General features: G+C 62.4%; 20 protein-coding genes, 1 other RNA gene and 1 pseudogene. 8 read left to right on the top strand and 14 right to left on the bottom strand.

The window, feature by feature from the left end; genetic code table 11:
• Window positions 1-128: 128 nt before the first annotated feature.
• Both NKJ93_RS15560 and NKJ93_RS15555 read right to left on the bottom strand, forming a co-directional pair.
• Complete coding sequence (locus tag NKJ93_RS15560; protein ID WP_023720810.1) at window positions 129-647, bottom strand: dihydrofolate reductase; 519 nt, start codon at window positions 645-647, stop codon at window positions 129-131.
• Complete coding sequence (locus NKJ93_RS15555) at window positions 647-1,657, bottom strand: DUF4424 domain-containing protein (protein WP_352590020.1); 1,011 nt, start codon at window positions 1,655-1,657, stop codon at window positions 647-649. The genes NKJ93_RS15560 and NKJ93_RS15555 overlap by 1 nt, the downstream gene beginning before the upstream one ends.
• A gap of 141 nt (window positions 1,658-1,798) precedes the next feature.
• On the opposite strand from NKJ93_RS15555, the gene cobF reads away from it, so the two are divergent.
• Complete coding sequence (cobF, locus tag NKJ93_RS15550; protein WP_352590017.1) at window positions 1,799-2,572, top strand: precorrin-6A synthase (deacetylating); 774 nt, start codon at window positions 1,799-1,801, stop codon at window positions 2,570-2,572.
• Between the two features lie 33 nt (window positions 2,573-2,605).
• On the opposite strand, the gene NKJ93_RS15545 is transcribed toward cobF, so the two are convergent.
• From NKJ93_RS15545 to NKJ93_RS15520, 6 genes are all read right to left on the bottom strand, one after another.
• Window positions 2,606-2,947, bottom strand: a complete 342-nt coding sequence (locus tag NKJ93_RS15545; protein ID WP_023676697.1) for a winged helix-turn-helix domain-containing protein — start codon at window positions 2,945-2,947, stop codon at window positions 2,606-2,608.
• 81 nt (window positions 2,948-3,028) lie between these two features.
• Window positions 3,029-4,141, bottom strand: a complete 1,113-nt coding sequence (modC, locus tag NKJ93_RS15540) for a molybdenum ABC transporter ATP-binding protein (protein ID WP_023720813.1) — start codon at window positions 4,139-4,141, stop codon at window positions 3,029-3,031.
• Complete coding sequence (gene modB, locus NKJ93_RS15535; RefSeq protein WP_352495174.1) at window positions 4,138-4,842, bottom strand: molybdate ABC transporter permease subunit; 705 nt, start codon at window positions 4,840-4,842, stop codon at window positions 4,138-4,140. Before modB ends, modC begins: the two co-directional genes overlap by 4 nt.
• A 15-nt stretch (window positions 4,843-4,857) precedes the next feature.
• A complete protein-coding gene (modA, locus tag NKJ93_RS15530; protein ID WP_031194508.1) occupies window positions 4,858-5,649 on the bottom strand; it encodes a molybdate ABC transporter substrate-binding protein in 792 nt (263 codons plus the stop codon).
• A 274-nt stretch (window positions 5,650-5,923) separates the two neighbouring features.
• Window positions 5,924-6,718, bottom strand: coding sequence for a thymidylate synthase (locus NKJ93_RS15525; RefSeq protein WP_352482986.1), 795 nt, complete (start codon window positions 6,716-6,718; stop codon window positions 5,924-5,926).
• Window positions 6,719-6,831: 113 nt separating this feature from the next.
• A complete protein-coding gene (locus tag NKJ93_RS15520; protein WP_023676702.1) occupies window positions 6,832-7,143 on the bottom strand; it encodes a DUF2853 family protein in 312 nt (103 codons plus the stop codon).
• Window positions 7,144-7,305: 162 nt separating this feature from the next.
• On the opposite strand from NKJ93_RS15520, the gene ssrA reads away from it, so the two are divergent.
• Window positions 7,306-7,661: a transfer-messenger RNA gene (ssrA, locus tag NKJ93_RS15515) on the top strand.
• Window positions 7,662-7,743: 82 nt separating this feature from the next.
• Here the strand turns inward: ssrA and NKJ93_RS15510 are convergent.
• Complete coding sequence (locus NKJ93_RS15510) at window positions 7,744-9,540, bottom strand: acetolactate synthase 3 large subunit (protein ID WP_352495197.1); 1,797 nt, start codon at window positions 9,538-9,540, stop codon at window positions 7,744-7,746.
• A 405-nt stretch (window positions 9,541-9,945) separates the two neighbouring features.
• On the opposite strand from NKJ93_RS15510, the gene NKJ93_RS15505 reads away from it, so the two are divergent.
• Entirely contained in the window at window positions 9,946-10,686 is a 741-nt protein-coding gene (locus tag NKJ93_RS15505) for an SDR family oxidoreductase (protein ID WP_352482982.1), read from the top strand.
• Window positions 10,687-10,752: 66 nt separating this feature from the next.
• Here the strand turns inward: NKJ93_RS15505 and NKJ93_RS15500 are convergent.
• Both NKJ93_RS15500 and NKJ93_RS15495 read right to left on the bottom strand, forming a co-directional pair.
• Window positions 10,753-11,574: pseudogene (locus tag NKJ93_RS15500) on the bottom strand (LysR family transcriptional regulator); the annotation flags it as partial.
• Window positions 11,575-11,675: 101 nt separating this feature from the next.
• A complete protein-coding gene (locus tag NKJ93_RS15495) occupies window positions 11,676-12,881 on the bottom strand; it encodes a multidrug effflux MFS transporter (RefSeq protein WP_023676705.1) in 1,206 nt (401 codons plus the stop codon).
• Window positions 12,882-13,048: 167 nt separating this feature from the next.
• Here NKJ93_RS15495 and NKJ93_RS15490 point away from each other — a divergent pair, with 167 nt between their 5' ends.
• The 4 genes from NKJ93_RS15490 (at window position 13,049) to NKJ93_RS15475 (ending at window position 14,864) form a co-directional block, all read left to right on the top strand.
• Complete coding sequence (locus tag NKJ93_RS15490) at window positions 13,049-13,732, top strand: TetR/AcrR family transcriptional regulator (RefSeq protein WP_352495172.1); 684 nt, start codon at window positions 13,049-13,051, stop codon at window positions 13,730-13,732.
• A 134-nt stretch (window positions 13,733-13,866) separates the two neighbouring features.
• Window positions 13,867-14,403, top strand: coding sequence for an SspB family protein (locus NKJ93_RS15485; RefSeq protein ID WP_023676707.1), 537 nt, complete (start codon window positions 13,867-13,869; stop codon window positions 14,401-14,403).
• A gap of 18 nt (window positions 14,404-14,421) precedes the next feature.
• Window positions 14,422-14,625 carry a DUF4169 family protein gene (locus NKJ93_RS15480; RefSeq protein ID WP_023720822.1) on the top strand — a complete coding sequence of 68 codons (204 nt, stop codon included), beginning with the start codon at window positions 14,422-14,424 and terminating at the stop codon, window positions 14,623-14,625.
• A 17-nt stretch (window positions 14,626-14,642) separates the two neighbouring features.
• The gene (locus tag NKJ93_RS15475; protein WP_023720823.1) at window positions 14,643-14,864 is read left to right on the top strand and encodes a ribbon-helix-helix domain-containing protein; all 222 of its coding nucleotides are present in this window, start codon (window positions 14,643-14,645) and stop codon (window positions 14,862-14,864) included.
• 3 nt (window positions 14,865-14,867) lie between these two features.
• Here NKJ93_RS15475 and NKJ93_RS15470 read toward each other — a convergent pair whose 3' ends face one another.
• On the bottom strand, window positions 14,868-15,140 hold the full coding sequence (locus NKJ93_RS15470; protein WP_245278655.1) for a CBS domain-containing protein: 273 nt from the start codon (window positions 15,138-15,140) through the stop codon (window positions 14,868-14,870).
• On the opposite strand from NKJ93_RS15470, the gene NKJ93_RS15465 reads away from it, so the two are divergent.
• The gene (locus NKJ93_RS15465) at window positions 15,024-15,269 is read left to right on the top strand and encodes a winged helix DNA-binding protein (RefSeq protein WP_023720825.1); all 246 of its coding nucleotides are present in this window, start codon (window positions 15,024-15,026) and stop codon (window positions 15,267-15,269) included. The two genes, NKJ93_RS15470 and NKJ93_RS15465, sit on opposite strands and share 117 nt — an antisense overlap.
• An 11-nt stretch (window positions 15,270-15,280) precedes the next feature.
• Here NKJ93_RS15465 and NKJ93_RS15460 read toward each other — a convergent pair whose 3' ends face one another.
• Together NKJ93_RS15460 and NKJ93_RS15455 are read right to left on the bottom strand one after the other, a co-directional pair.
• A complete protein-coding gene (locus NKJ93_RS15460) occupies window positions 15,281-19,435 on the bottom strand; it encodes an AsmA family protein (protein WP_352590014.1) in 4,155 nt (1,384 codons plus the stop codon).
• A gap of 115 nt (window positions 19,436-19,550) precedes the next feature.
• On the bottom strand, window positions 19,551-20,072 hold the full coding sequence (locus NKJ93_RS15455; protein WP_352482975.1) for a hypothetical protein: 522 nt from the start codon (window positions 20,070-20,072) through the stop codon (window positions 19,551-19,553).
• Window positions 20,073-20,156: the final 84 nt, after the last annotated feature.

The following is a 20,156-nucleotide window of genomic DNA, read 5'->3' as shown; positions in this document are numbered from 1 at the left end:
CCGGCTCACCGGCGCAAAATCCAATATTATTCTTCTATAGGGATGCAACGGCACGCTTTCAACGCGATCGGCTGCCGTCACAGTCCGCCTTTGGGTCCATTTAGACCTGTCGCGACGCTTTGTCGTCTTCAATTCACATCGCGGCGCCGCTCGTAAACCGAATAGCGTGTCGCATGGCTGTCCTTCTCACCGGCCTCAACCTCCTGTGAGTAGACTATCCGCCACAGTGCCGGGTCGATCGGCGGGAAATGAGCGTCGCCGTCGACCGCGGCCAGCACATGGGTGACGTGCAGCCGATCGGCCAGCGGCAGCGCCTGAGCATAGATCTCGCCGCCGCCGATGACGCAGATCTCGTCGGCGCCTGCCATGCAGCGCCCGCGCACCGTCGCCAGCGCGATTGCGTCCTCGATCGAGTGCGCGACTTCTACGCCCTCGGCGCGCCATGCCCTGTCCCGCGTCACCACGATGTTGAGCCTGCCCGGCAACGGCCGGCCGATGCCTTCATAGGTCTTGCGGCCCATGATGATAGGCTTGCCCATCGTATCGGCCTTGAACCGCTTGAGATCGGTGGAAAGCCGCCACGGCAACCCACCCTCGCGCCCGATCACGCCGTTCTCGGCGATGGCGACGTAGATCGCGAGGTCCATCAGCCGCCGTTCCCGCCATCGGATGGCTCCAGCAGCAATATGTCAACGTTGCGCTCGGGGTAGAAGTTCTGCGCCTTCATCTCGAACGTCGTCGGTCCGATCTTCCTGACGTTTTCGCCGCAAAACGAGACCAGGTTCTTCGGATCGCCCTTGTCGACGGTCAGCTTGAACGTGCCGATGTTTCCCGACGCCCAGTTGCCGCCCGTGGTCAGGATATAGGCGATGCGGTTCTCGAAATATTTGGGGTAGCCGTCGGGATCGTCCTTGGCTGCCTTGCGCACGGCGTTCTCGAACGTGTCATCCATGCAGTAGCGGGTCTTGTAGGGGGCATACTGGCCCTGGAACTGGCCGTCATAGAAGAAACTGACCGAGGAGGTGCCGCCGACGCTCGGCTTGTAGCGATGCGAGACATGCACCGCCTTGTTGGCCGGAAAGGTCGAGCGCCACCAATAGGTCGAGCGCAATTGCCAGAACGGCGTATAGACGGTCTTCATGCCCGAACCGTCATCGGCAGTGTCTTCGATGATGATGCCGCGGTTGACCCAGTCGTCGGTGACCGCTTGCGGCAGCTTTGCCAGCGCTGCCTTGGCCGCATCGCCGAATGGATAGAAAGGCACGCCCTGCGCCTCCAGGTCGGCGCCGATGTCGATGGCGAGCGCGAACACCTTCTGCTCGAGCTGCGGCTTTGCCGGCACCCCGTCGATCGTCACTTCGAAGCCGAGGAAATTGTCGCTCTGCGCCTCGGGAATCGCCGGTATTTCTTCGGGGTCGCCTTCGATGTCGGGCATCGGAAAGGCGACGATCGCATCGACATCCTTGTCGGTGTTGTTGCGGAAGACGTAATCGACCGTCACCTTTTCCGGCGAGATGTAGAGATCCTCGCTTTCCATCGCCACCGCATCGCTGCGCGACAGGATCAGCCCACCGGTGCCGAGTTCGGCGACCGAATCATTGGCGAGTGCGGGCGTAGCCGAGAGCGCCAAGGCTGCGGTCAGGACGTAACGGAACATGGAAACTCCCCCGGCGAAAATGCCAACATGACTCTAGCCGTTCAATGTGGCGTTTCAAAGCCTTTCGGCAAACGCGCCGGCGCGTGCCGGCTTGTCGTGTCGGTCTAGACACGCCGGTCTCGATCGGGCAGGAGTTCGCTCATGCGCAAGCTTCTTGTCATCGGCATCGGCGCCGGCAATCCGGAGCACATGACGGTCCAGGCCATCAACGGCCTCAATCGGGCCGACGTGCTGTTCATCCCCGACAAGGGCGCGAAGAAGAACGATCTCGCCGAATTGCGCCGCCAGATCTGCGACCGCTTCGTCATCGATCCGAACTCGCGCCGCGTTGAATTCGATGTGCCGGTGCGCGCCGAGCCGGCGCCTTCCTACCGCTCGACCGTCGACGACTGGCACGAGGCGATCGCCGCGATCTATGAAGGCCTGATTCGCGGCGAACTCCCCGAAGATGGCTGCGGCGCCTTCCTGATCTGGGGCGATCCTTCGCTCTATGACAGCGCGCTGCGTATCCTGGAGCGCGTGCGCCTCAGAGGCAATGTCGCGTTCGAACTGGAGGTCATCCCTGGCATCACCGCCATCCAGGCACTCGCAGCCAGTCACAAAATGGCATTGAACCGCATCGGCGACGCCATTTTGATCACCACCGGCCGCCGGCTCGCCGAGGAAGGTCTGCCCGAAAACGCCGGCAGCACCATCGTCATGCTGGACGGCAAATGCGCCTTCAACACGCTGGCCGACAAGGACGTTAGCGTCCACTGGGGCGCCTATCTCGGCACACCCGACGAGATCATCATCTCGGGCCGGATTGGCGACGTCAGCGACGAGATCGTCAGCACTCGTGAGGAGGCCCGCCGGAAAAAGGGCTGGATCATGGACACCTATCTGCTGCGCAAGCCGGGCGAGCCTGAGGAGTGACAGGGATTGAGCGCGGCATGAATTCCGCCGAGTTCACGCAGCATCGATCTCGGCCTGCAGCGCCTCCATATGCGCCGCCGCTGCTGAAGACGCAGCCCGCTCGATGGCGCGGAAGCGGCTGACCACCGCAAGCCCGACCGACGTCAATTGGGCGCCACCGCCTTTCTTGCCGCCCGTCTGTGCCGCAACCAGCGGCTTGCCGAACACGCGGTTCATGTCCTCGACCAGATCCCAAGCGTGCTTGTAGGACATCTCCATGCCGCGCGCCGCGGCCGAAATCGAGCCGAAGGCAGCGATCTGTTCCAGAAGCTCGATCTTGCCCGGCCCGATGCGGCCATCTGGATCGAGATTTATCCGCAAGCTCAGCGACGGCATTTGCTCCTCCGCGGTCGCGCCATTCTACAAGTTCTCCAGCGATACCGCTATTCCAACACGATATAGCGAATCATCGGCCGTTCACCCATCCGCCTCGGCGGGGAGGCCGGCGCCGGTATTTGCCCGGTCGAAGCTCACCGTCTTGACCACCGCGAAGACCTTTCGACCAAGCTGGAGCCCTAGCGTCTGCCGCGACTGTTCAGTGATGCGGGCAAGCACGGTTGCGCCATTGCAGTCGATGCCGATCTCGACCGTAGGCCCTTCGCCCGGCTTTATCGCCATGATCGCGCCCGGGAATATGTTGAGCGCGCTGAGGCCAACCGGCTGCTCGGTGGCGATCATCACGTCGCGGGCGCGGATGCGGACGCGCACCGGCGCACCGACCGGCGTTGCCAGAAGCGGCACACGGATCTCGCCCGCCGCCGAGCCAAGCACGGTCATGCCAAACGCCTCGTCGTGGCGCAGAACCGCGGTATCCAGCACGGCACCGCCCTCGCCGCGCTCTTCGGCCGGCAATAGATCCAGACGCTGCATGATCACTCCGGTTGGACCGGAAGCAGCGACCTTGCCCTGCATCAGTACCACGACGTCGCTCGCCAACCGCGCCACTTCGGCGATCGAGTGGCTGACATAGACGATCGGGATTTTCGTCTCGTCGCGCAGCCGCTCGATATAAGGCAAGATCTCGGCCTTGCGCGCCTCGTCGAGCGACGCCAGCGGCTCGTCCATCAGCAGCAATTTCGGACTGGCAAGCAGCGCCCTGCCGATTGCCACGCGCTGCTTCTCGCCACCGGAGAGTTTTGCCGGCCGCCGGTCGAGCAAATGGCCGATCCCGAGCAGTTCGACCACGCCATTGATATCCGCGTAGCGCTCAGCAGCCGGCGTGAACCAGCGGCCATAGCGCAGATTGCTCGCCACGCTCATATGCGGAAACAGCCGCGCGTCCTGGAACACCATGCCGATCCGCCGCTTGTGCTTCGGCATGAACAAGCCGGCATCGCTATCGACCAGCACACGGCCGTCGGCCGCGATACGGCCTTTGTCCGGGCGGATCAGCCCGGCAATCAGGTTGATCAGCGTCGTCTTTCCGGAGCCGGAAGGCCCGAACAGCGCAGTCAGCCGCCCGGCGCTTTCGAAGCGGGCATTGACGGCGAAATCGCCAAGCCGGTGGCTGATGTCGACCTGAACCGTCATTCGATGTCCATCCGCCGGCCGACGCGTCGCGCCAGCACTTCCGAGGCGACCAGTGCCGCCATCGAGATGACGATCGAGATCAGCGTCAGCCTGAGCGCGCCGGCGTCGCCGCCGGGAACCTGCGTGAAAGTGTAGATCGCCGACGGCAGCGTCTGCGTCTCGTTCGGAATGTTGGAGACGAAGGTGATCGTCGCGCCGAATTCGCCCATCGCCTTGGCGAAGGAGAGGATCGCACCGGCGATCAGGCCGGGCAGGATCAGCGGCAGCGTGATCGTGCCGAACACCCATAATGGATTGGCGCCGAGCGTGCCGGCGGCCGCCTCGATTTTGCGGTCGACCGCTTCGATCGACAGCCGGATCGCCCGCACCATCAGCGGAAAACCCATCACGCCGCAGGCGAGCGCGGCGCCGGTCCAGCGAAAGGAAAAAACGATGCCGAAATGTTCGGCCAGGAAAGCTCCGGCCGGACCGCGCTTGCCGAAAGTCAAAAGCAGCAAATAGCCGGTCACCACCGGCGGGAGGATCAGCGGCAGATGCACCAGCCCGTTGAGCAGCGTCTTGCCCCAGAACTGGCCGCGGGCGAGCACAAGAGCGATCGCTACGCCCGGCGGCAGGCTGGCAATCATCGCCACGGTCGCCACCTTGATGGACAGTCGGACCGCATTCCATTCGTCGGGAGCGAGATCCAGCAGCCAGCTCATGCTCAGGGCCGTTCGTCAGTTGCTCGGCGCAAGCACGGTAAAACCTTGCGCCTTGAAGAGTTCGCCAGCCTTGGCGGATTGCAGGCATTTCAGGAATGCCGGGGTATCCTTGCCCTTCGAATCCGCAAGCTGGGCAACCGGATAGATGATCGGCGGATGTGTATTGTCGGGGAAAGTGCCGACCACCTTCACGCCAGGCTCGGCATGCGCGTCGGTGGCATAGACGATGCCGAGTGCTGCCTCGCCGGTCGACACCAGCTTTAGGGCGGCGCGCACATTCTCGGCCTGCGCCACGTTGCCTTCGACGGAAGACCAGACACCGAGCGATTCGAGCGCCGCCTTGCCGTATTTGCCTGCCGGCACCGCCTTGAAATCGCCCATGGCAAGTTTGCCGTCACCCACGAGCCCGGCAAGATCGAAACCCTTTTCAATCCTGGTTTCAACCTTGGAATCCTGCGGCGCGATCAGCACGATCTGGTTGCCGAGCAATTTCACTTCGGTGTCGGGCTTGGTCAGCTCCTTGTCGGAAAGATATTTCATCCAGTCGAGATCGGCCGAGATGAACACGTCCGCCGGCGCGCCGCTTTCAATCTGCTTGGCCAGCGCCGAGCTCGCCGCGTAGGAAATGGTTGCCGCCTCGCCGACACTGGCCTCGCAGGCCTTGTTGACGGCATCGAGCCCGTCCTTCAGGCTCGCCGCGGCAAACACGACCACCTTGTCATCGGCATGGGCCGCCGGCACCGCGGCCATCAGCATGGCAGCGAGACCCGCGATGGCAATCGTCGTCGAACCTTTGCGCGCCAGCATGAACTCTCCTCGTCTCGGATCGCCCGAAGCCGTCCATCGATATATCCATGTGAACATAACAAGGAAAGGCTCTTTACCAGGCGACGGCATTCTGAGCTGCGGTTTTCTCCGCCTGCGATAACCTCCTTTAGATACAGCGGTATCGAGGTCGAAGAAAATATCGCATGGAATCTGTTGCGCGCACCACAGACGTCGGTCGATCAAGATGGATGCTGACAACGTCCGAGGGCGTAGCCGCAGTAGGCAATTTCGATATGCACAGTCAGGTAGGGTGCTAAACCGCGATCGGCGCCTTGATCGTCGCGTCGGCGAAATAGTTGTCGAGCCGGAAATCCTCGAAGCCGAAGGCAAAGAGATCCTTCACCTCGGGATTGATCCATAGCGTCGGCAACGCCTTGGGCGTACGCCGCAATTGTTCGCGCGCCTGCTCGAAATGGTTCGAGTAAAGATGCGCGTCGCCGAGCGTGTGGATGAAATCGCCGGGTTTCAATCCGGTCACCTGCGCCACCATCAGCGTCAGCAACGCATAGGAAGCGATGTTGAAGGGCACACCGAGAAAGATGTCGGCGGAGCGCTGATAGAGCTGGCAGGAAAGCTTGCCTTCCGAAACATAGAACTGGAATAGGCAGTGGCAGGGCGGCAACGCCATGGCCTCTACCTCGGCAGGGTTCCACGCCGAAACGATCAGCCGCCGCGAGTTAGGATTTTTGCGTATCTCCTTCAGAAGATTCGCAATCTGGTCGATGGCGCCGCCATGGCCGTCCGGCCACGAACGCCATTGCTTGCCATAGACCGGGCCGAGATCGCCATTCTCGTCGGCCCACTCATCCCAGATCGAGACGCCGTGATCGTTGAGATATTTGATGTTGGTGTCGCCGGCCAGGAACCACAAAAGCTCATGGATGATCGACTTGAGGTGCAGCTTCTTGGTGGTGGTGACCGGAAAGCCGCGGGCCAGGTCGAAGCGCATCTGGTAGCCGAATATCGAGCGTGTTCCGGTGCCGGTACGGTCGCCGCGATCTGCGCCGTTTTCCAGCACATGCTTCAGAAGGTCGAGATACTGGCGCATCGGCTCCGGTCCGATTCGGGTTGTCAGCCATCATAGCCGAATGACCGTCGGCCGAACACAGCAAAGCGAGACAATTCCAGCAGAAGCCTCGCCAGCATCAGCGGCGAGTTTGTTCAGAGCGAGCCGAGCATGCCCAGATCCTTGGCGACAAGATAATAGAACGTCACCCGGCTCTTGCTGTTGTCGGCCGCCATCGCCTTGCAGGTCTTTTCGATAGCCGCATCCGCCTTGGCGCCGTCGGTGACACCGAGCTTGCCAGCGACCCAGCTGTTCCTGACGCGCTTCAGTTCCTCCGGGTCGGTGCAGGACACCAGCGAGGAATCGCGGTTCCTGAGCGCGATGCCCAGATGCTTGACGATCTTGGCGACCGCGTCGGCATCCGCCGCCGCATCATATTTTTTTACGTCTGCGAGATAATCGGCCATCGAATTTCCCCTCGTCGGCGCCACGGGATCCGGTCGATGAGGATTGTGGCGCGCTGCCGCAACTGTGCGCTGGGTCTCCTCACCGCCACAAAGCTTCGGTTGAGACCGGCTGCAAGTCAACCCCTTGATGATCCACTTTGACACGGACGAAAGTGGCATTCCGGCCTTTCATTTTCCACCGCCAGTCCCTATATTCGCCTCGTCGGCTCGACCGACTATGGTGATAAACAGGCGATGAAATAAGCCGTTCGGACCCGGGGGCGGTACCCGGCGCCTCCACCAAAAACCGCTGCTCAAGAGCGGCTTTTGCTGGGGGCGAAATAGGATCGACGAAGGTGTAAAGATCGTACTTTTGCCCGGCATTGTACCACCGTTATCGGGCTAAACTTATAGTTGCCAACGACAACTATGCGGAAGCACGTCTCGCCGCGTAAGCGGTGCGATAGCTTCAATTCAAGCCCTAGTGGTTCGCACTTCTAGGCGGGGTTCGGAGGTACCTGGCAACAGAAACCTCCATTTCTTCTTTTTTGATATGTGCAGCTGCAGGCCTCGCCGGCTGGGCTTTTTATGCGCCCTGATACGCTCAAGACGCCGCGGCGTTTATACCAGCCCCTGGCTGACCGCGTCGATCGCACCGGCGAATGTTTCACCAGTAGCCTCATCGGGCAACAGCATCTCATTGTGCCCTCTGCCCGTCCGGATCATCGGAAAACAATTGGCGAGCTTGGCAACACGACAGTCGAGGAGCACCGGCCGGTCCACGTCGATCATTTCCTGTATCGCATCGTCAAGGTCGGCTGGTTTGTCACAGCGCAGACCGACCGCTCCGAACGCCTCGGCCAATTTGACAAAATCGGGCAAGGCCTCGGAATAGGAATGCGCGAGGCGGTTGCCATGAAGGATTTGCTGCCACTGGCGAACCATGCCCATATATCCGTTGTTCAGGATGAATATCTTGATCGGCGCGTCGTACTGGACTGCCGTCGACAGCTCTTTCATGGTCATCTGAACCGACGCGTCGCCGGCGATATCGATGACGAGGCTGTCCGGATGAGCGATCTGCACGCCGAGCGCCGCCGGCAGGCCGTAACCCATCGTCCCCAGGCCGCCCGAACTCATCCAGCGGTTCGGCTTTTCGAAGCCGTAGAATTGGGCCGCCCACATCTGATGCTGGCCGACTTCAGTGGTGATGTATGTGTCGCGATCCTTCGTCAGCTCGTAAAGGCGCTGCACCGCATATTGCGGCATGATCACGTCGTTGTTCATCTCATAGGAGAACGAATTGCATGCGCGCCAGGCGGCGATCTTTCTCCACCAGTCCTGAAGGCGGCTTCCATCCGGTTTCTGAGATAATGCGCGCCATAGACGAACCATGTCACCCAGAACATTGCCGACATCGCCTTGTATGCCGATATCGGCGTGGACGTTCTTGTTGATCGAGGACGGATCTATATCGATATGTATCTTCCTGGAGTTGGGCGAAAAAGCATCCACACGCGAGGTCACGCGGTCATCGAAGCGCGCGCCGATACAGATCATGACGTCGCAATCGTGCATCGCCATGTTCGCCTCATAGGAACCATGCAGACCGACCATCTTGAGCCAGTTCTTGCCGGAGGCGGGGTAAGCTCCAAGGCCCATAAGCGTCGAGGTGACCGGAAAGTCGCTCAGTTGAACCAGCTCCCGGAGCAATGTCGATGCTTTCGGGCCGGAATTGACGATGCCGCCGCCGGCATAAATAACGGGACGGCTGGCATTGGCCATCAGCGCTATCGCCTGGCCGATCTTGTTGATGTCGCCCTGCAGCTTCGGTTGATAATTTTTCAGCGCAGCAACGTCCGAACGCGGCGTGTACATGCCGGACGCAAACAGAACGTCCTTTGGCATGTCGACGAGAACAGGCCCCGGTCGCCCCGACTGGGCGATGTGGAACGCCCTATGGATCGCTGACGCTAAGTCATCGACGTCTTTGACCAAAGAGTTGTGCTTGGTGCAGGATCGCGTGATGCCGATCGTGTCACATTCCTGAAAGGCATCGGAGCCGATCAATGTTGTCGGCACTTGTCCGGACAGACAGACGATCGGCACTGAATCCATCAGTGCGTCCTGCAGGGGCGTCACGGCATTCGTCGTGCCTGGGCCTGACGTGACCAGCATCACGCCGACCTTGCCCGTGGACCGGGCATAACCCTCGGCGGCATGGCCGGCGCCCTGTTCGTGGCGCACAAGGATATGCTTGAGATCGTCCTGCTGGAATATCTCGTCATAGATCGGCAAAATAGCCGCGCCGGGATAGCCGAAAATATGCTCCACACCATTGTCTTTGAGTGCGCGGAGAACGATCTCCGCTCCTGTCATGCGGTTGCTCGTATCCTGAATGGAATTATCGCTTGTCATGGTTCTGTCCCGTAGCGTGATGAGGATGGGTTGACGGGGCATCGCCGAAATCGGGCGTAAGAAGAATTTCGGGCATAAAAAAAGGCCCCGTCAGGAGCCTGTTTGTCGCGCACGGGTGGCTGTCGCCGGATGGTTACACCATCCTGCCCATGCGCTTTCCTACCACTGCAAGAACCATAGCGATCTTCATGATCATCGCTGCTAACACAGAAAATCGCGCATCGTCAACGTCTCAGGCTAAGGCGTCTCAGGCCAAGGCGAAAACCCAAGGGCTTCCCTTCATCGGAATTTCCGATGGCAGCATTCGTATCTTCCCGTTTCCCTTCTCCCCTGCCTTTGTCGAACAAGGCTTCAGTTTCTCGCCGCGTGTCGGTCACGCCCCGCGAGCTACCTGATGGAGAAAAGATGAACCAGGAAACCACACCAACACCCGAACGCATCCTGATCGTTGGCGGCAGTTCCGGCATGGGACTGTCGCTTGCCGAACAGCAGCTTGCTGCCGGCGCCGAGGTTACGATCGTCGGCCGCTCCGAGGACCGGTTGTCGGCCGCACGGCAGCACTTGCCTCACCCGGAAAGGCTGAGGACGATCGCAGCCGACGTCACAAGCGAGGACGAGGTCCAGCGCCTGTTCGAGGACGTCGGTACGCTCGACCACATCGTCTCGACCGCCGCAGACATCATCGGCGTCTATGTGTTGCTTCCCGAGATGGACGTCTCGATAGCGCGGAAAGTGATGGATTCCAAAGTCGTCGCGCCGCTTCTTCTCGCCAAACACGGCGCGCCTCATCTGACGCCCAGGGGGTCGATCACGCTGACCTCGGGCATCGCCGCCTATCGTCCGGCGGCGAAAGGCTCGGTGGTGGCAGCCGTTAATGGGGCCCTTGGCTCACTCGCCTACGCGCTTGCCGTCGAACTGGCGCCGATCCGCGTCAATGTCGTCTCGCCGGGCTGGGTCGACACGCCGATTTGGGATGCCGTCGTCGGCAGCGGAAAGACGGCTGCGCTGGACGCCATGGCAAAGCGTCTGCTCGTCGGCCGGATCGGCCGGGCAGCCGACGTTGCCCAAGCTATCACGTCCCTGATGCATAACGGCTTCATCACCGGAACCGTGCTTCATGTCGATGGTGGCCAGCGATTGGTCTAGTGATGGCCAGACCTCGCGAACCATTGCGAGGAACAGTTGCAAGACCGGCGCTTGAATGCGCCGGTGGCGCCATACCATGGTGACCGGCGTCACCGGGCTGCTTCCGACCCAAGGCAGCACGACGATATTGGCGTCAGCCGCAGAACCCACGAGACGCGGGACCAGCGCGCATCCAAGACCGGCTGCAACAAGGCCCCGTATCGCGCCCATGCTGGCGAACTCGCCGACCAGTTTTGGACGGTCAGGCAACGTTGCGGCAAACGTTTCGTCGAACATCCGCCTGTAGACGCAACCGGGCTGGGTGACGAGGAAGGCCTCGTCAGCCAGATCGTCGGGCGTTATGGCAGAATATCCGGCCAACCGGTGATTTGCCGGCATTATGATGACGAGCTCTTCTTCTGCCACCTGCTCGCTTCGCAGCTCCGGCGCCGCCGCCGGGGCGGCCCCGAAATGCAAAGACACGTCCAGCGCCCCGCTGGCCACGCCGGCACGCAACCGGCTGCTATCGCCCGCCTGGAGGTTCAGTTCCACGTCTGGATAGCGCCGGTGGAATTCGCTCAGCAAGGCTGGCAAGCGCGTAACGCAAAGCGTCTCCAGGCCGCCGACCGTCAGGCGACCGGCAACCGTACCGCTCGCGTCGGCGACAGCGGAACGGGCTTCGTCCGCAAGGTCGAGGAGATCGTTTGCGTAGTCCAGCAGGCGCTGTCCTGCCGCCGTCAGCTTCAAGCCACGCCGTGACCTGTCGAACAGCGACGTGCCCAGATCGGCTTCCAGCGCCTGGATCTGTTCGGTCACGCTCGATTGGGCAAGATGAACCCGCTCGGAGGCGCGCGTGATGTTCAAGGTGGTGGCGACCGCCACGAAGGTCTTGAGATGTCTAAGCTGCATGTCTTGAACCCGTCATATAGGCAAAGGCTGCTTTGAACCGGGACCGCAAACGTGAAAAGGCCGGGAACATCGCCCGGCCTTTTTGTCTCGATAGGTGAAGCTTACTCCGCCGGCGCTTCCGCAACGTCCCGGCTGCGGCCGAGCGTTATCTTGGCCAGTGTGAAGGAGATCGCCGCGCACAGCGTGATGCCCGCCACCATTGGCAGCGGCGTGCCGTCAAAGAACACGCCGGCGACACCCATGGCGACCGCGCCGATGGCGAAGTGCAGCGTGCCCATCAGCGCCGACGCCGTGCCGGCGATCTCACCATGCTCTTCCATGGCCAGCACCGACGTCGTCGGGATAACCAGGCCGAGGAAACCGTAGCCGATGAACAGCAGCGCCGCCATTACGTCGAGCCGGTCGACACCCGATGCCATCACCGCAAACAGCACCACCATCGTCGTCGCATAGCCGGTCACGGCGACGCGCACCACGCGCTGCAGCCCGAACCGCTCCGATAGCAACCCTGTCAGCTGCGACATGCCGATGAAGGCAACCGCATTGATCGAGAAGAACACGCTGTAAACCGAAGGGGACAGGCCATAATGGTCGATCAGGATGAAGGACGAGCTCGACAGATAGACAAAGAAGCTCGCAATGCCGAAGCCGGCGATGGCCGTCAGGCCAAGGAAGTTGCGGTCGCCCATCAGGAAGCGGTAGCCGGAAAGTGCCGTCCCGAAGGACGAACCGGCGCGCTCTTCGACCGGCCGCGTCTCCTTGAGAGAGGTCGCCAGCAGGATGGTGGCGAGCACGGCCGCGCCCGTCACCGTCCAGAACACGGCGCGCCAGCCGAAGTTCTCGATGATCTGGCTACCGGTCAGCGGCGCCAGGATCGGCGACACCGAAAACACCAGCATCAGCAGCGACATCAACTTGGCGGCCTCGGTGCCGGTATGCAGGTCGCGAACGATCGCGCGCGGCACGGCCATGCCGGCGCTGGCGCCGAGCCCTTGCAGGAAACGGAAGGCGATCAGCCATTCGATCGAGGGAGCCAGCGCCGAGCCGACGCCGCCGACCATGAACAGCGCCAGGCCGCCGTAGAGCGGCAGCTTGCGGCCGACCATGTCGGAGATCGGTCCGACGACGATCTGGCCGAAGCCCATGGAAAGAAAGAAGATCAGCAGGCTCATCTGCACCGCGGCAGTGCCGGCATGCAGATCCTCGCCTATTGACGGCAGGGCCGGAAGATACATGTCGATGGCAAACGGGCCGATCGCGGACAATAGGCCGAGCACGACCGCAATGCGGAGGAATTTGGCGTTCATGATAGCAGGCTCTTTCGAATTCTGGTTGCCGCCGAGGACCGGCGCGTAACCCTAGGACGTTCCATCCCATGGAGTTCCGACTCTTCTGCGGAACGAAACTCCCTTCGTGCAGTCCACAAATTTAGACAGGCTTGTCTAATTCGTCAACCACCTCTATATAGTTTTGCATGAAGGCCAACGTTTCTCCTGACATTTTCCCGCCACGGGGCCATGAGGCCAAGCGGATGTCGATTGTCGATGCCGCCACCTCGGTCTTCTGCCGCGAAAGCTTCGCCGGTGCCAATATCGACATGATTGCCGCCGAGGCCGGCGTCTCCCGCCAGACCATCTACAATCATCACGGCGACAAGGAAAAACTCTTCGTTGCCATCGTCCGCGACCTCACCGAACGTTGCAACGCCGGCATCTTTGCCACGATTTCCACTTTTCCCGATCAGCCGAAGGATCTCGAAGCCGACCTCATCGCCTTTGCTGTGCGGATGAATCACAACTGCATCTGCAACCGCGACGGCAAATTCCTGCGCAAGCTGATCCAGACCGAGGGCGGGCGCTATCCCGAGTTGTTCGCCGAATGGCGCGAAGAAGGACCGGGCAGGACATGGCCGGCGATCGCCGCCCGTTTCGCCCGCCTCGCTCATGCCGGCTTCCTTGATATCGACGATCCCGATGTCGCAGCGCGCCAGTTCATGGCGCTTGCCAATGCCGAGTTGCAGACGACGTTCATGCTCGGCGGCGCACCAACCGAGGACGAGGTGGTGCAGTCAGCGACAAATGGCGTGCGCACCTTCCTGCGCGCCTTCGGCAAGCGGCAGCCTGTGGCTCGTAAGCAGGGCGCGCTCGCCAGCGCTTGACGGTCAAAGCCGTTTGACGATCAAATCGTCGCCAATGGGCTTCGCTTCCGCACGCAGGCGATCTATATCCGGTTTACGCCGCGCTCAAGCTTGATTACAGCTATCAGGACGATTCAACGGAAGCCGACAGCCACATGGCCGACGACCACATCCGCTACGACATTTTGGCCCAGGAGGCGTTGCGCGGCGTCATGCGCAAGGTCCTGGCCGAGGTCGCGCGCACCGGTCTCCCAGGCAACCATCACTTCTTCATCACATTTCTCACCGGCGCGCCGGGCGTGCGCGTATCTTCGCGGCTGCGCGAACGCTATCCCGAACAGATGACCATCGTTATTCAGTTCCAATATTGGGACCTGAAGGTGAGCGACACCGGCTTCGAGGTCGGGCTGTCGTTTTCCGACGTGCCGGAGAAACTGGAAATCCCGTTCTCGGCCGTACGCGGCTTTTACGATCCGTCCGTCAACTTCGAGCTCGAATTCGACGTCAAGACGGATACCCCGGCTGAACAGGAGACAAAGGCCAAGCCTGCTCCCGAGCCGCTGGCCATCGTCGCCGAGAAAAAGCCTGAGACGAAGAAGAAAACCGCTGAGGCGGAAAAGAAGCCTGCCGCGGCCGACGCCGGCGCCAAGGGGGCCGACGTGGTGTCGCTCGACGCCTTCCGCAAGAAGTGACCCGACGGGCGGCGTGACATGGCCGAGATCGTCAATCTCCGTCAGGCACGCAAGCAGAAGGCGCGAGCCGAGAAGGAGCGCCTGGCCGAACAGAACCGGGCGCTGCATGGCCGTTCCAAAACCAGCCGGGATCGCGACCGCCTGATCGCCGACAAGGCCGACAAATTCGTCGCCAGTCATCGCCGGGAAAAATCGGGCGATTCGGACAAATCCGATGCTTGAAGTGTGAGGGCGGTCGCGTGAGCCCGGTCGAAAAGCGCTCGGTCACCATTCGCGGCCACCGCACCAGCTATTCGCTCGAAAAGCCTTTTTACGACGACCTGGTCGCCATCGCGGCCGCGCGAAAATTGACGCTCGCCGCGCTTGTCGCCGAAATCGACGAGAGCCGCCCGCGCGATGCGAACCTCTCCTCGGCGCTCAGGCTCTATGTGCTGGACTGGGCCAAGCGCCGCAAGTTGTAGCCTTCAGGCAACGCTATTTTGTTTCCTGCGCCGGATACGGAAGCCCAGCAAAGCCGAGCGGTCGCGTTCTTCGGCCTGCTTCTTCGATCTGACACGCATCAGGTCCTTCCAGCCGACATAGCCCACCAGCCGCGCATTTTCTCGCGTGACGACGGGCAAATGGGACACGTTCGCCATCAGCAGCTTGTCGGAGGGGCCCTCGAGATACTCATCCGGATAGGCAACCGTCTTTGCGAAGCCGGGCTCGTCGCGAGGGACCACTACGAGGAGGACCACCGCCGCGTGCTGCTGCGGCTGACCGACCGCGCCGACGACAGTCTCGCCGATCTGTCAGCCGCTCATCTCGACGAACTCGGGCGGATCGAGCCGATGCTGAAGCGCTTGCTTGCTGGACGCGGCGCATAAGGGATGCGCCGTCACCCGCCATTCAGCGATTTTAGCAGATCGTCGATCGACGAGGGATCGAACTTGAGCTTTGGCGGGGGCGGCACTGAGGGTGGCACGTTATTTGCGGCCGGTGGCGCACGTTCTGCTTTCTGCGCTTGCTCCGCCGCGGCCTTGCGTTCGGCGTCGAGCTTTGCCTTCTCTTCCGAGGCGATCCGCAACGCCTCTTCCGCCCTCTGGCGTTGCTGTTCTTCGGCCTGCGCTGCTTCCTCGGCAGCCTGTTGCGCCGCCTCGGCTTTGGCTTCGGCATCCGCTTTGGCCTTTGCAGCCGCCTCGGCTTTCGCCCTGGCCTCGGCTTCGGCCTTCGCCGCTGCATCCGCTTTCGCCTTGGCTACAGCCTGCGCCCTGGCCTCCGCTTCGGCTTGGGCCTGCGCCTCAGCTTCGGCCTTTGCCTTGGCGTCCGCTTCAGCCTTCGCCTTGGCTTCAGCCTGCGCCCTGGCCTCCGCTTCGGCTTGGGCCTGAGCCTCGGCTTCGGCCTGTGCCTTAGCGTCCGCTTCAGCCTTCGCCTTGGCTTCAGCCTGCGCCCTCGCCTCCGCTTCGGCTTGGGCCTGCGCCTCAGCTTCGGCCTTTGCCTTGGCGTCGGCCTCGGCCTTCAGCCGCGCTGCTTCCTGTTGCCTGCGCAGTTCCTCCGCCGCTCTTTCACGCTCGGTTTGCAGGGCAGCGTAGTAGCGCACCTCACGCCGCAGCCTTTGTTTCTCGAGCAGCGCGGCTTGCATGGCTTCGACCCGCTGCTGCTCCTTTTCCAGCGCACGCTGGGTCAGGAACTGTGCCAGTGGCTCGCTGTCGAACTGCCGTTTGATGGCGCCGAACGGACCGTCGACGCTGAAATTCAAAATTGGTTCGGAGCCGACCAGCGCCTCGTCGCCGGGTCGGTAGGCGATCTCGCCCTTGGCATCGACGGTGCTGGTATTCAGATCGGCGGTGATGTCGGCGGACAGCGTCGCGCCCGGGCTTTCGAATTTGACCGGTGGCGCCCTCAGCGTGCCGCCGGCGATGGTGAAGGCAATATCGGTGTCCTGCGCCGGAAAACTTCCCGCCGCGGCGATCTGCGGCACGAAGCCGGCAGTCTTCGACGCGTCGATATCGCGCCCTATCGCGTCGGCCTTGGCGATGAATGCGCCAAAGGCATCGGGATTGAAGCCGGCAATAGTCATGCCCTTCAGCGTCGCCGTGCCGGAACCGGACAGCGCCGCGACCATCGCGTCGACCGATTTGCCGCTGGTCGAAAGCGCCGTCGAGAAATCGCCGCTTCCGCTGAAACCGGCCTCCGGCAGCACGGCTGCCAGATCGGAGCCGGCGAGTTTCATCTGACCGGAGAAAAGCCCGGTGCCGTCATTGTTCTTGAGCTCGAACAGGCCACTCAACTCGCCGCCGAGGAATTTTGCCTTGAGGTCGGAAACACGAATGCCCTCCTGGTCGAGCTGCAGCGAAAGCGCAGCGTCATAGGCGGTGGCAAGCGGGCCGGCGGCAAGCGACGCCGCCGTCAGATCGAGATCGGCGGTAAATGGCAAACTGGATTTCTGGCTGAACGGTGCCGTCGGCCAGGCCCCGTCATTGACGAGGAAGGCCTGGTCGCCGAACAGCATCATCGCCATCGGATCGAGGTCCAGCTCGTCCAGCGACAGCGCGCCGGCAAGATGCGGCAGCCCCTCCTTGACGTCGATATTTACGTCACCGGAAACCGCCGCTTCGTTGACGGCGCCGTTGAGGCCGCTCAGCACCAAAAGACCATTGCCGTAGTCGGCATCGGCAGCAAGCGACGTCGACATGCCGGTCCCCATGCCAGGCAGGCCGACGCCGGTCGTCATCAGCCATGGCTCGATGTCGGCCGTTTCCAGGCTGACCTTGCCCTTGGCGGCCGCGCCCTGAGGCGTGTCGGCAACTGTCCCGTCGAAACCAGCTTTGAAGTCGTTGCCGGCCAGGCTGAAGCGTGTCGCCAGGCCGCCGCCAAGTGTGCCTTTGGCCGAGACGTCGGTGGTCGCCTCGCCGAGCATGCCGAGTGGCAGCGCCGGCAACCCGTAAAGCGCCAGAAGTGCGGTGGCGTCGGCGTTCCGGGCATTGAAGGTCAACGTCACCGGCGCTTCGAGGGGCCGGTCGAGCGCCCCTTTGCCGGACAGCGACGCCGAAAAGGCCGAACCACCGGCCCTGCCCTGTGCGCTCATTGCCAGTCCAGTCGTACCGTCGCCATTGTCTGCGGCACTCGTGACGGCGTCGATACGCGCATCCTGGAACAGCTCCGGATAGGCAGCGGCGCGCGCCGCCAGCCCCTTCAGCACCGCATTGTCCGGATAATGCCGGACGGCGACGTCGATCAGCGGCTTGAGGTCGACGGCGACCACCGAGGCGTCGAGCTTGCCGGTCGGGCTCGCTGGGAAGTCCTTGATCCGGCCGGTGGCGCTGATAGAGGCGCCGGCAAGTCCGCCGACCGACAGGCGGTCGATCTCAAGCAGCCCGTCGCGCAATCTAAGCGCGGTGTCGACGCTATCGGCGGTCAACCCACCTGCGCTGACCGGCCCGGCCTTGATCTGGAAATCGAGGTCGCGGTCGGAAAAGCGGTTGGCGCCCTTGTCGCTGACGAAGATCGAGGCGAAGGCGGCGAGCCCATCGACGTCGAGTTCGCCACCTTCCAGTTGCATCAGCACCGATGGCCTTGTGTCTTCGGGCTGGGTGGAATCGATGCGGCCGGAGAACTTCGCCTTGCCGAGGATGAGTTCGAGATCGCTGAAGGCCTGGTGTTTTTCACTCAAATCTACTTTTGCCTTGAAGCCAGCGGCCGGCAAGCGGCGGATCGCCTCGTCGACGTCCTTCGACAGCCAGGCGGCAAAGCCGGAGGGCTGCGCCACGGCCAGAAGCAGCGATCCGGTGAATCCAAAATGATCCTCGACGCTGACCATGCCATTGGCTTCCAGCTTGGCGCGGCCGGGCAGCGTGGCGGCCAGCGATTTTACCGCCCAGCCGCCCTCGGCCGGTTCGGCGGACAGATGCACGTCGCGAATCGTCGTGTCGCCTGCCACCACCGCCGGCAGTTTCACCTCGACCGTGCCCGGTATGGTCGGCTTCGGCAGATCGAGCAGCGCCTGCTCCAGCGCCGCCACCCGCTCGGACAGCGTCAATCCGGCACTGGCCGCCGCCCCCACTGCCTCGTCGAACTGCACCTGCGCGCCATTGGCCTCGATCGAGAAATGCGGCTTCAGCCCAAGGTCGACCGCAGCCTTGCCATCGGCGGTGTAGGGATTGTCGAGCGGTCCGGTCTCGAAGCGGAATTCGTCGACGCCGAGCTCCTGGTGGTCGAGCGAAAACTTGCCGTTCAGCCTGAACCCCGGATCCGGCTTGCCGGCGCTGACTTTCACTGCCTCGCCGTCGGTGCCGCGCAACTGCGCTACAGTCTGGTCTGCGCCCGATATCTTGAACTGGCCCGAATAGACCGCGGCGCCCTCGACGAGGCCCACATTGCCGTCGGTCTCGATGACCAGCGGATAGTCATCCGGACCGGCTTTGAGCCTGAGCCGCATTTGCCCGTCCGGTTCAGCCTTGCCGGTGGAAACGGCGATCGTGGTCCGCAACCCGTCCAGCAACAGGGAGCCGTCCATCCGCCAGGGGCCGCCCAGCGACTTGGCCGAGATCGTCGAGTTGATCTCGGAAATAAGATGGCTACGGCCGCCGGCGGCGTGGCTGAGCGCGATCTGTCCTTCCGTCACCGTCAGCTTCTCGATGGAGATCTGGCCGGGATCGAACGGCGAGGACGGCCGTATCGTCCAGTCGACCGTGCCGTTGGCGGCGATGTCGATCGTCGCCTTCGGCCGCACCAGGCGCATGTCGAAGATCAGCACCTCGCCGCGCAGGAATGGCGCGAGTTCTGCATCCATCGAAAAGGTTTCGACGGTCATCGCCGGCTGGCCGTTGGGGCCACCGGCGACGGCGACGTTGGAAAAGGTCACCGAGGGAAACGGCAGCAGCCTTGCCGTTGCATCGCCTCGCACGGTCACCTTGCGGCCAAGAACGGCGCTCGCCTCCCGCTCGAAATCGGCACGGTAACCCGTCCAATCGACAAAGTAAGGCACCACCAGCGCCGCACACAGCACCAGCACGAGAAGCCCACCGAAGATCACGAACAGGCGTGCGAGCATGAACTCCGAAGCGGTTGATTGAAAATCAGCCGCACTCTACCCGCATCAGCGTGTCGATAAAGAGGCAATTCCCGCCAGACAGGCGTCCAGAGCAAAAGAAGGCGGCCAAGAAAACTCAGCGCGCGTCGCGCTTTGCCTGCGCCACCTTTGCCGCCTGCCGCTGCCGGCCGAGTTCCATCGGCCGGATCAGATTCTCGGGCCGCCGGCTCACGATCGCGCGCATGCCTTTGTGCGCGGTGCGCGTGTTGAACTCGGGACCGTCTGCCGCAGCGCCCTGCTTCATGGACAGCGCCTTGCGTGCATTCTCGACCAGCGAAACACGCGCTGCCAACTGGCGGCGGCGTTCGGCCTCGCCATTGAGCCGCCGCATGGTCATCGCCAGAACCGCCAGCTTCAACTGCGAACCTTCATCGGCCTTCGAGGCGCCGGCGCCCTTTGGCGCACCCTTGCCGCGCATTTCGCGGCGGCGGCGATGCGCCTCGGTCTGGGCCTTGTCGCGCCGCTCCCTTAGGAGCTTGACCAGGCTGGCGAGTTCGGCGTCGGCAAGATGCTGCACTGCTGGATGGTGCGACTTCTCGACGAGAGCATGTTCGTCGGCGCTCAGCGCCCGAGCCTCTTCCTTGCGTGAAATCGCCAGGACACCATTCCTCCGTCTGTGACGCCTGCCTGCCTCTCAGGTGCTTGGAGTCTCGATCCAAATGGTGGTGCGGTCAAGCCAGGG

Origin of the sequence: Mesorhizobium sp. M0028, from assembly GCF_040323855.1 — a bacterium.
Classification (GTDB): domain Bacteria; phylum Pseudomonadota; class Alphaproteobacteria; order Rhizobiales; family Rhizobiaceae; genus Mesorhizobium.
This window is presented reverse-complemented; position numbering and strand designations above follow the sequence as displayed.

Coding starts and splice junctions, on each gene's coding strand:
- modA (WP_031194508.1), bottom strand. CDS start 5,649: ATGCTGGCGCGCAAAGGTTCGACGACGATTGCCATCGCGGGTCTCGCT.
- NKJ93_RS15490 (WP_352495172.1), top strand. CDS start 13,049: ATGAAGGCCAACGTTTCTCCTGACATTTTCCCGCCACGGGGCCATGAG.
- NKJ93_RS15505 (WP_352482982.1), top strand. CDS start 9,946: ATGAACCAGGAAACCACACCAACACCCGAACGCATCCTGATCGTTGGC.
- NKJ93_RS15545 (WP_023676697.1), bottom strand. CDS start 2,947: ATGCCGTCGCTGAGCTTGCGGATAAATCTCGATCCAGATGGCCGCATC.
- NKJ93_RS15460 (WP_352590014.1), bottom strand. CDS start 19,435: ATGCTCGCACGCCTGTTCGTGATCTTCGGTGGGCTTCTCGTGCTGGTG.
- NKJ93_RS15520 (WP_023676702.1), bottom strand. CDS start 7,143: ATGGCCGATTATCTCGCAGACGTAAAAAAATATGATGCGGCGGCGGAT.
- NKJ93_RS15525 (WP_352482986.1), bottom strand. CDS start 6,718: ATGCGCCAGTATCTCGACCTTCTGAAGCATGTGCTGGAAAACGGCGCA.
- modC (WP_023720813.1), bottom strand. CDS start 4,141: ATGACGGTTCAGGTCGACATCAGCCACCGGCTTGGCGATTTCGCCGTC.
- NKJ93_RS15510 (WP_352495197.1), bottom strand. CDS start 9,540: ATGACAAGCGATAATTCCATTCAGGATACGAGCAACCGCATGACAGGA.
- modB (WP_352495174.1), bottom strand. CDS start 4,842: ATGAGCTGGCTGCTGGATCTCGCTCCCGACGAATGGAATGCGGTCCGA.
- NKJ93_RS15485 (WP_023676707.1), top strand. CDS start 13,867: ATGGCCGACGACCACATCCGCTACGACATTTTGGCCCAGGAGGCGTTG.
- NKJ93_RS15465 (WP_023720825.1), top strand. CDS start 15,024: ATGGGACACGTTCGCCATCAGCAGCTTGTCGGAGGGGCCCTCGAGATA.
- NKJ93_RS15560 (WP_023720810.1), bottom strand. CDS start 647: ATGGACCTCGCGATCTACGTCGCCATCGCCGAGAACGGCGTGATCGGG.
- NKJ93_RS15495 (WP_023676705.1), bottom strand. CDS start 12,881: ATGAACGCCAAATTCCTCCGCATTGCGGTCGTGCTCGGCCTATTGTCC.
- NKJ93_RS15480 (WP_023720822.1), top strand. CDS start 14,422: ATGGCCGAGATCGTCAATCTCCGTCAGGCACGCAAGCAGAAGGCGCGA.
- NKJ93_RS15555 (WP_352590020.1), bottom strand. CDS start 1,657: ATGTTCCGTTACGTCCTGACCGCAGCCTTGGCGCTCTCGGCTACGCCC.
- cobF (WP_352590017.1), top strand. CDS start 1,799: ATGCGCAAGCTTCTTGTCATCGGCATCGGCGCCGGCAATCCGGAGCAC.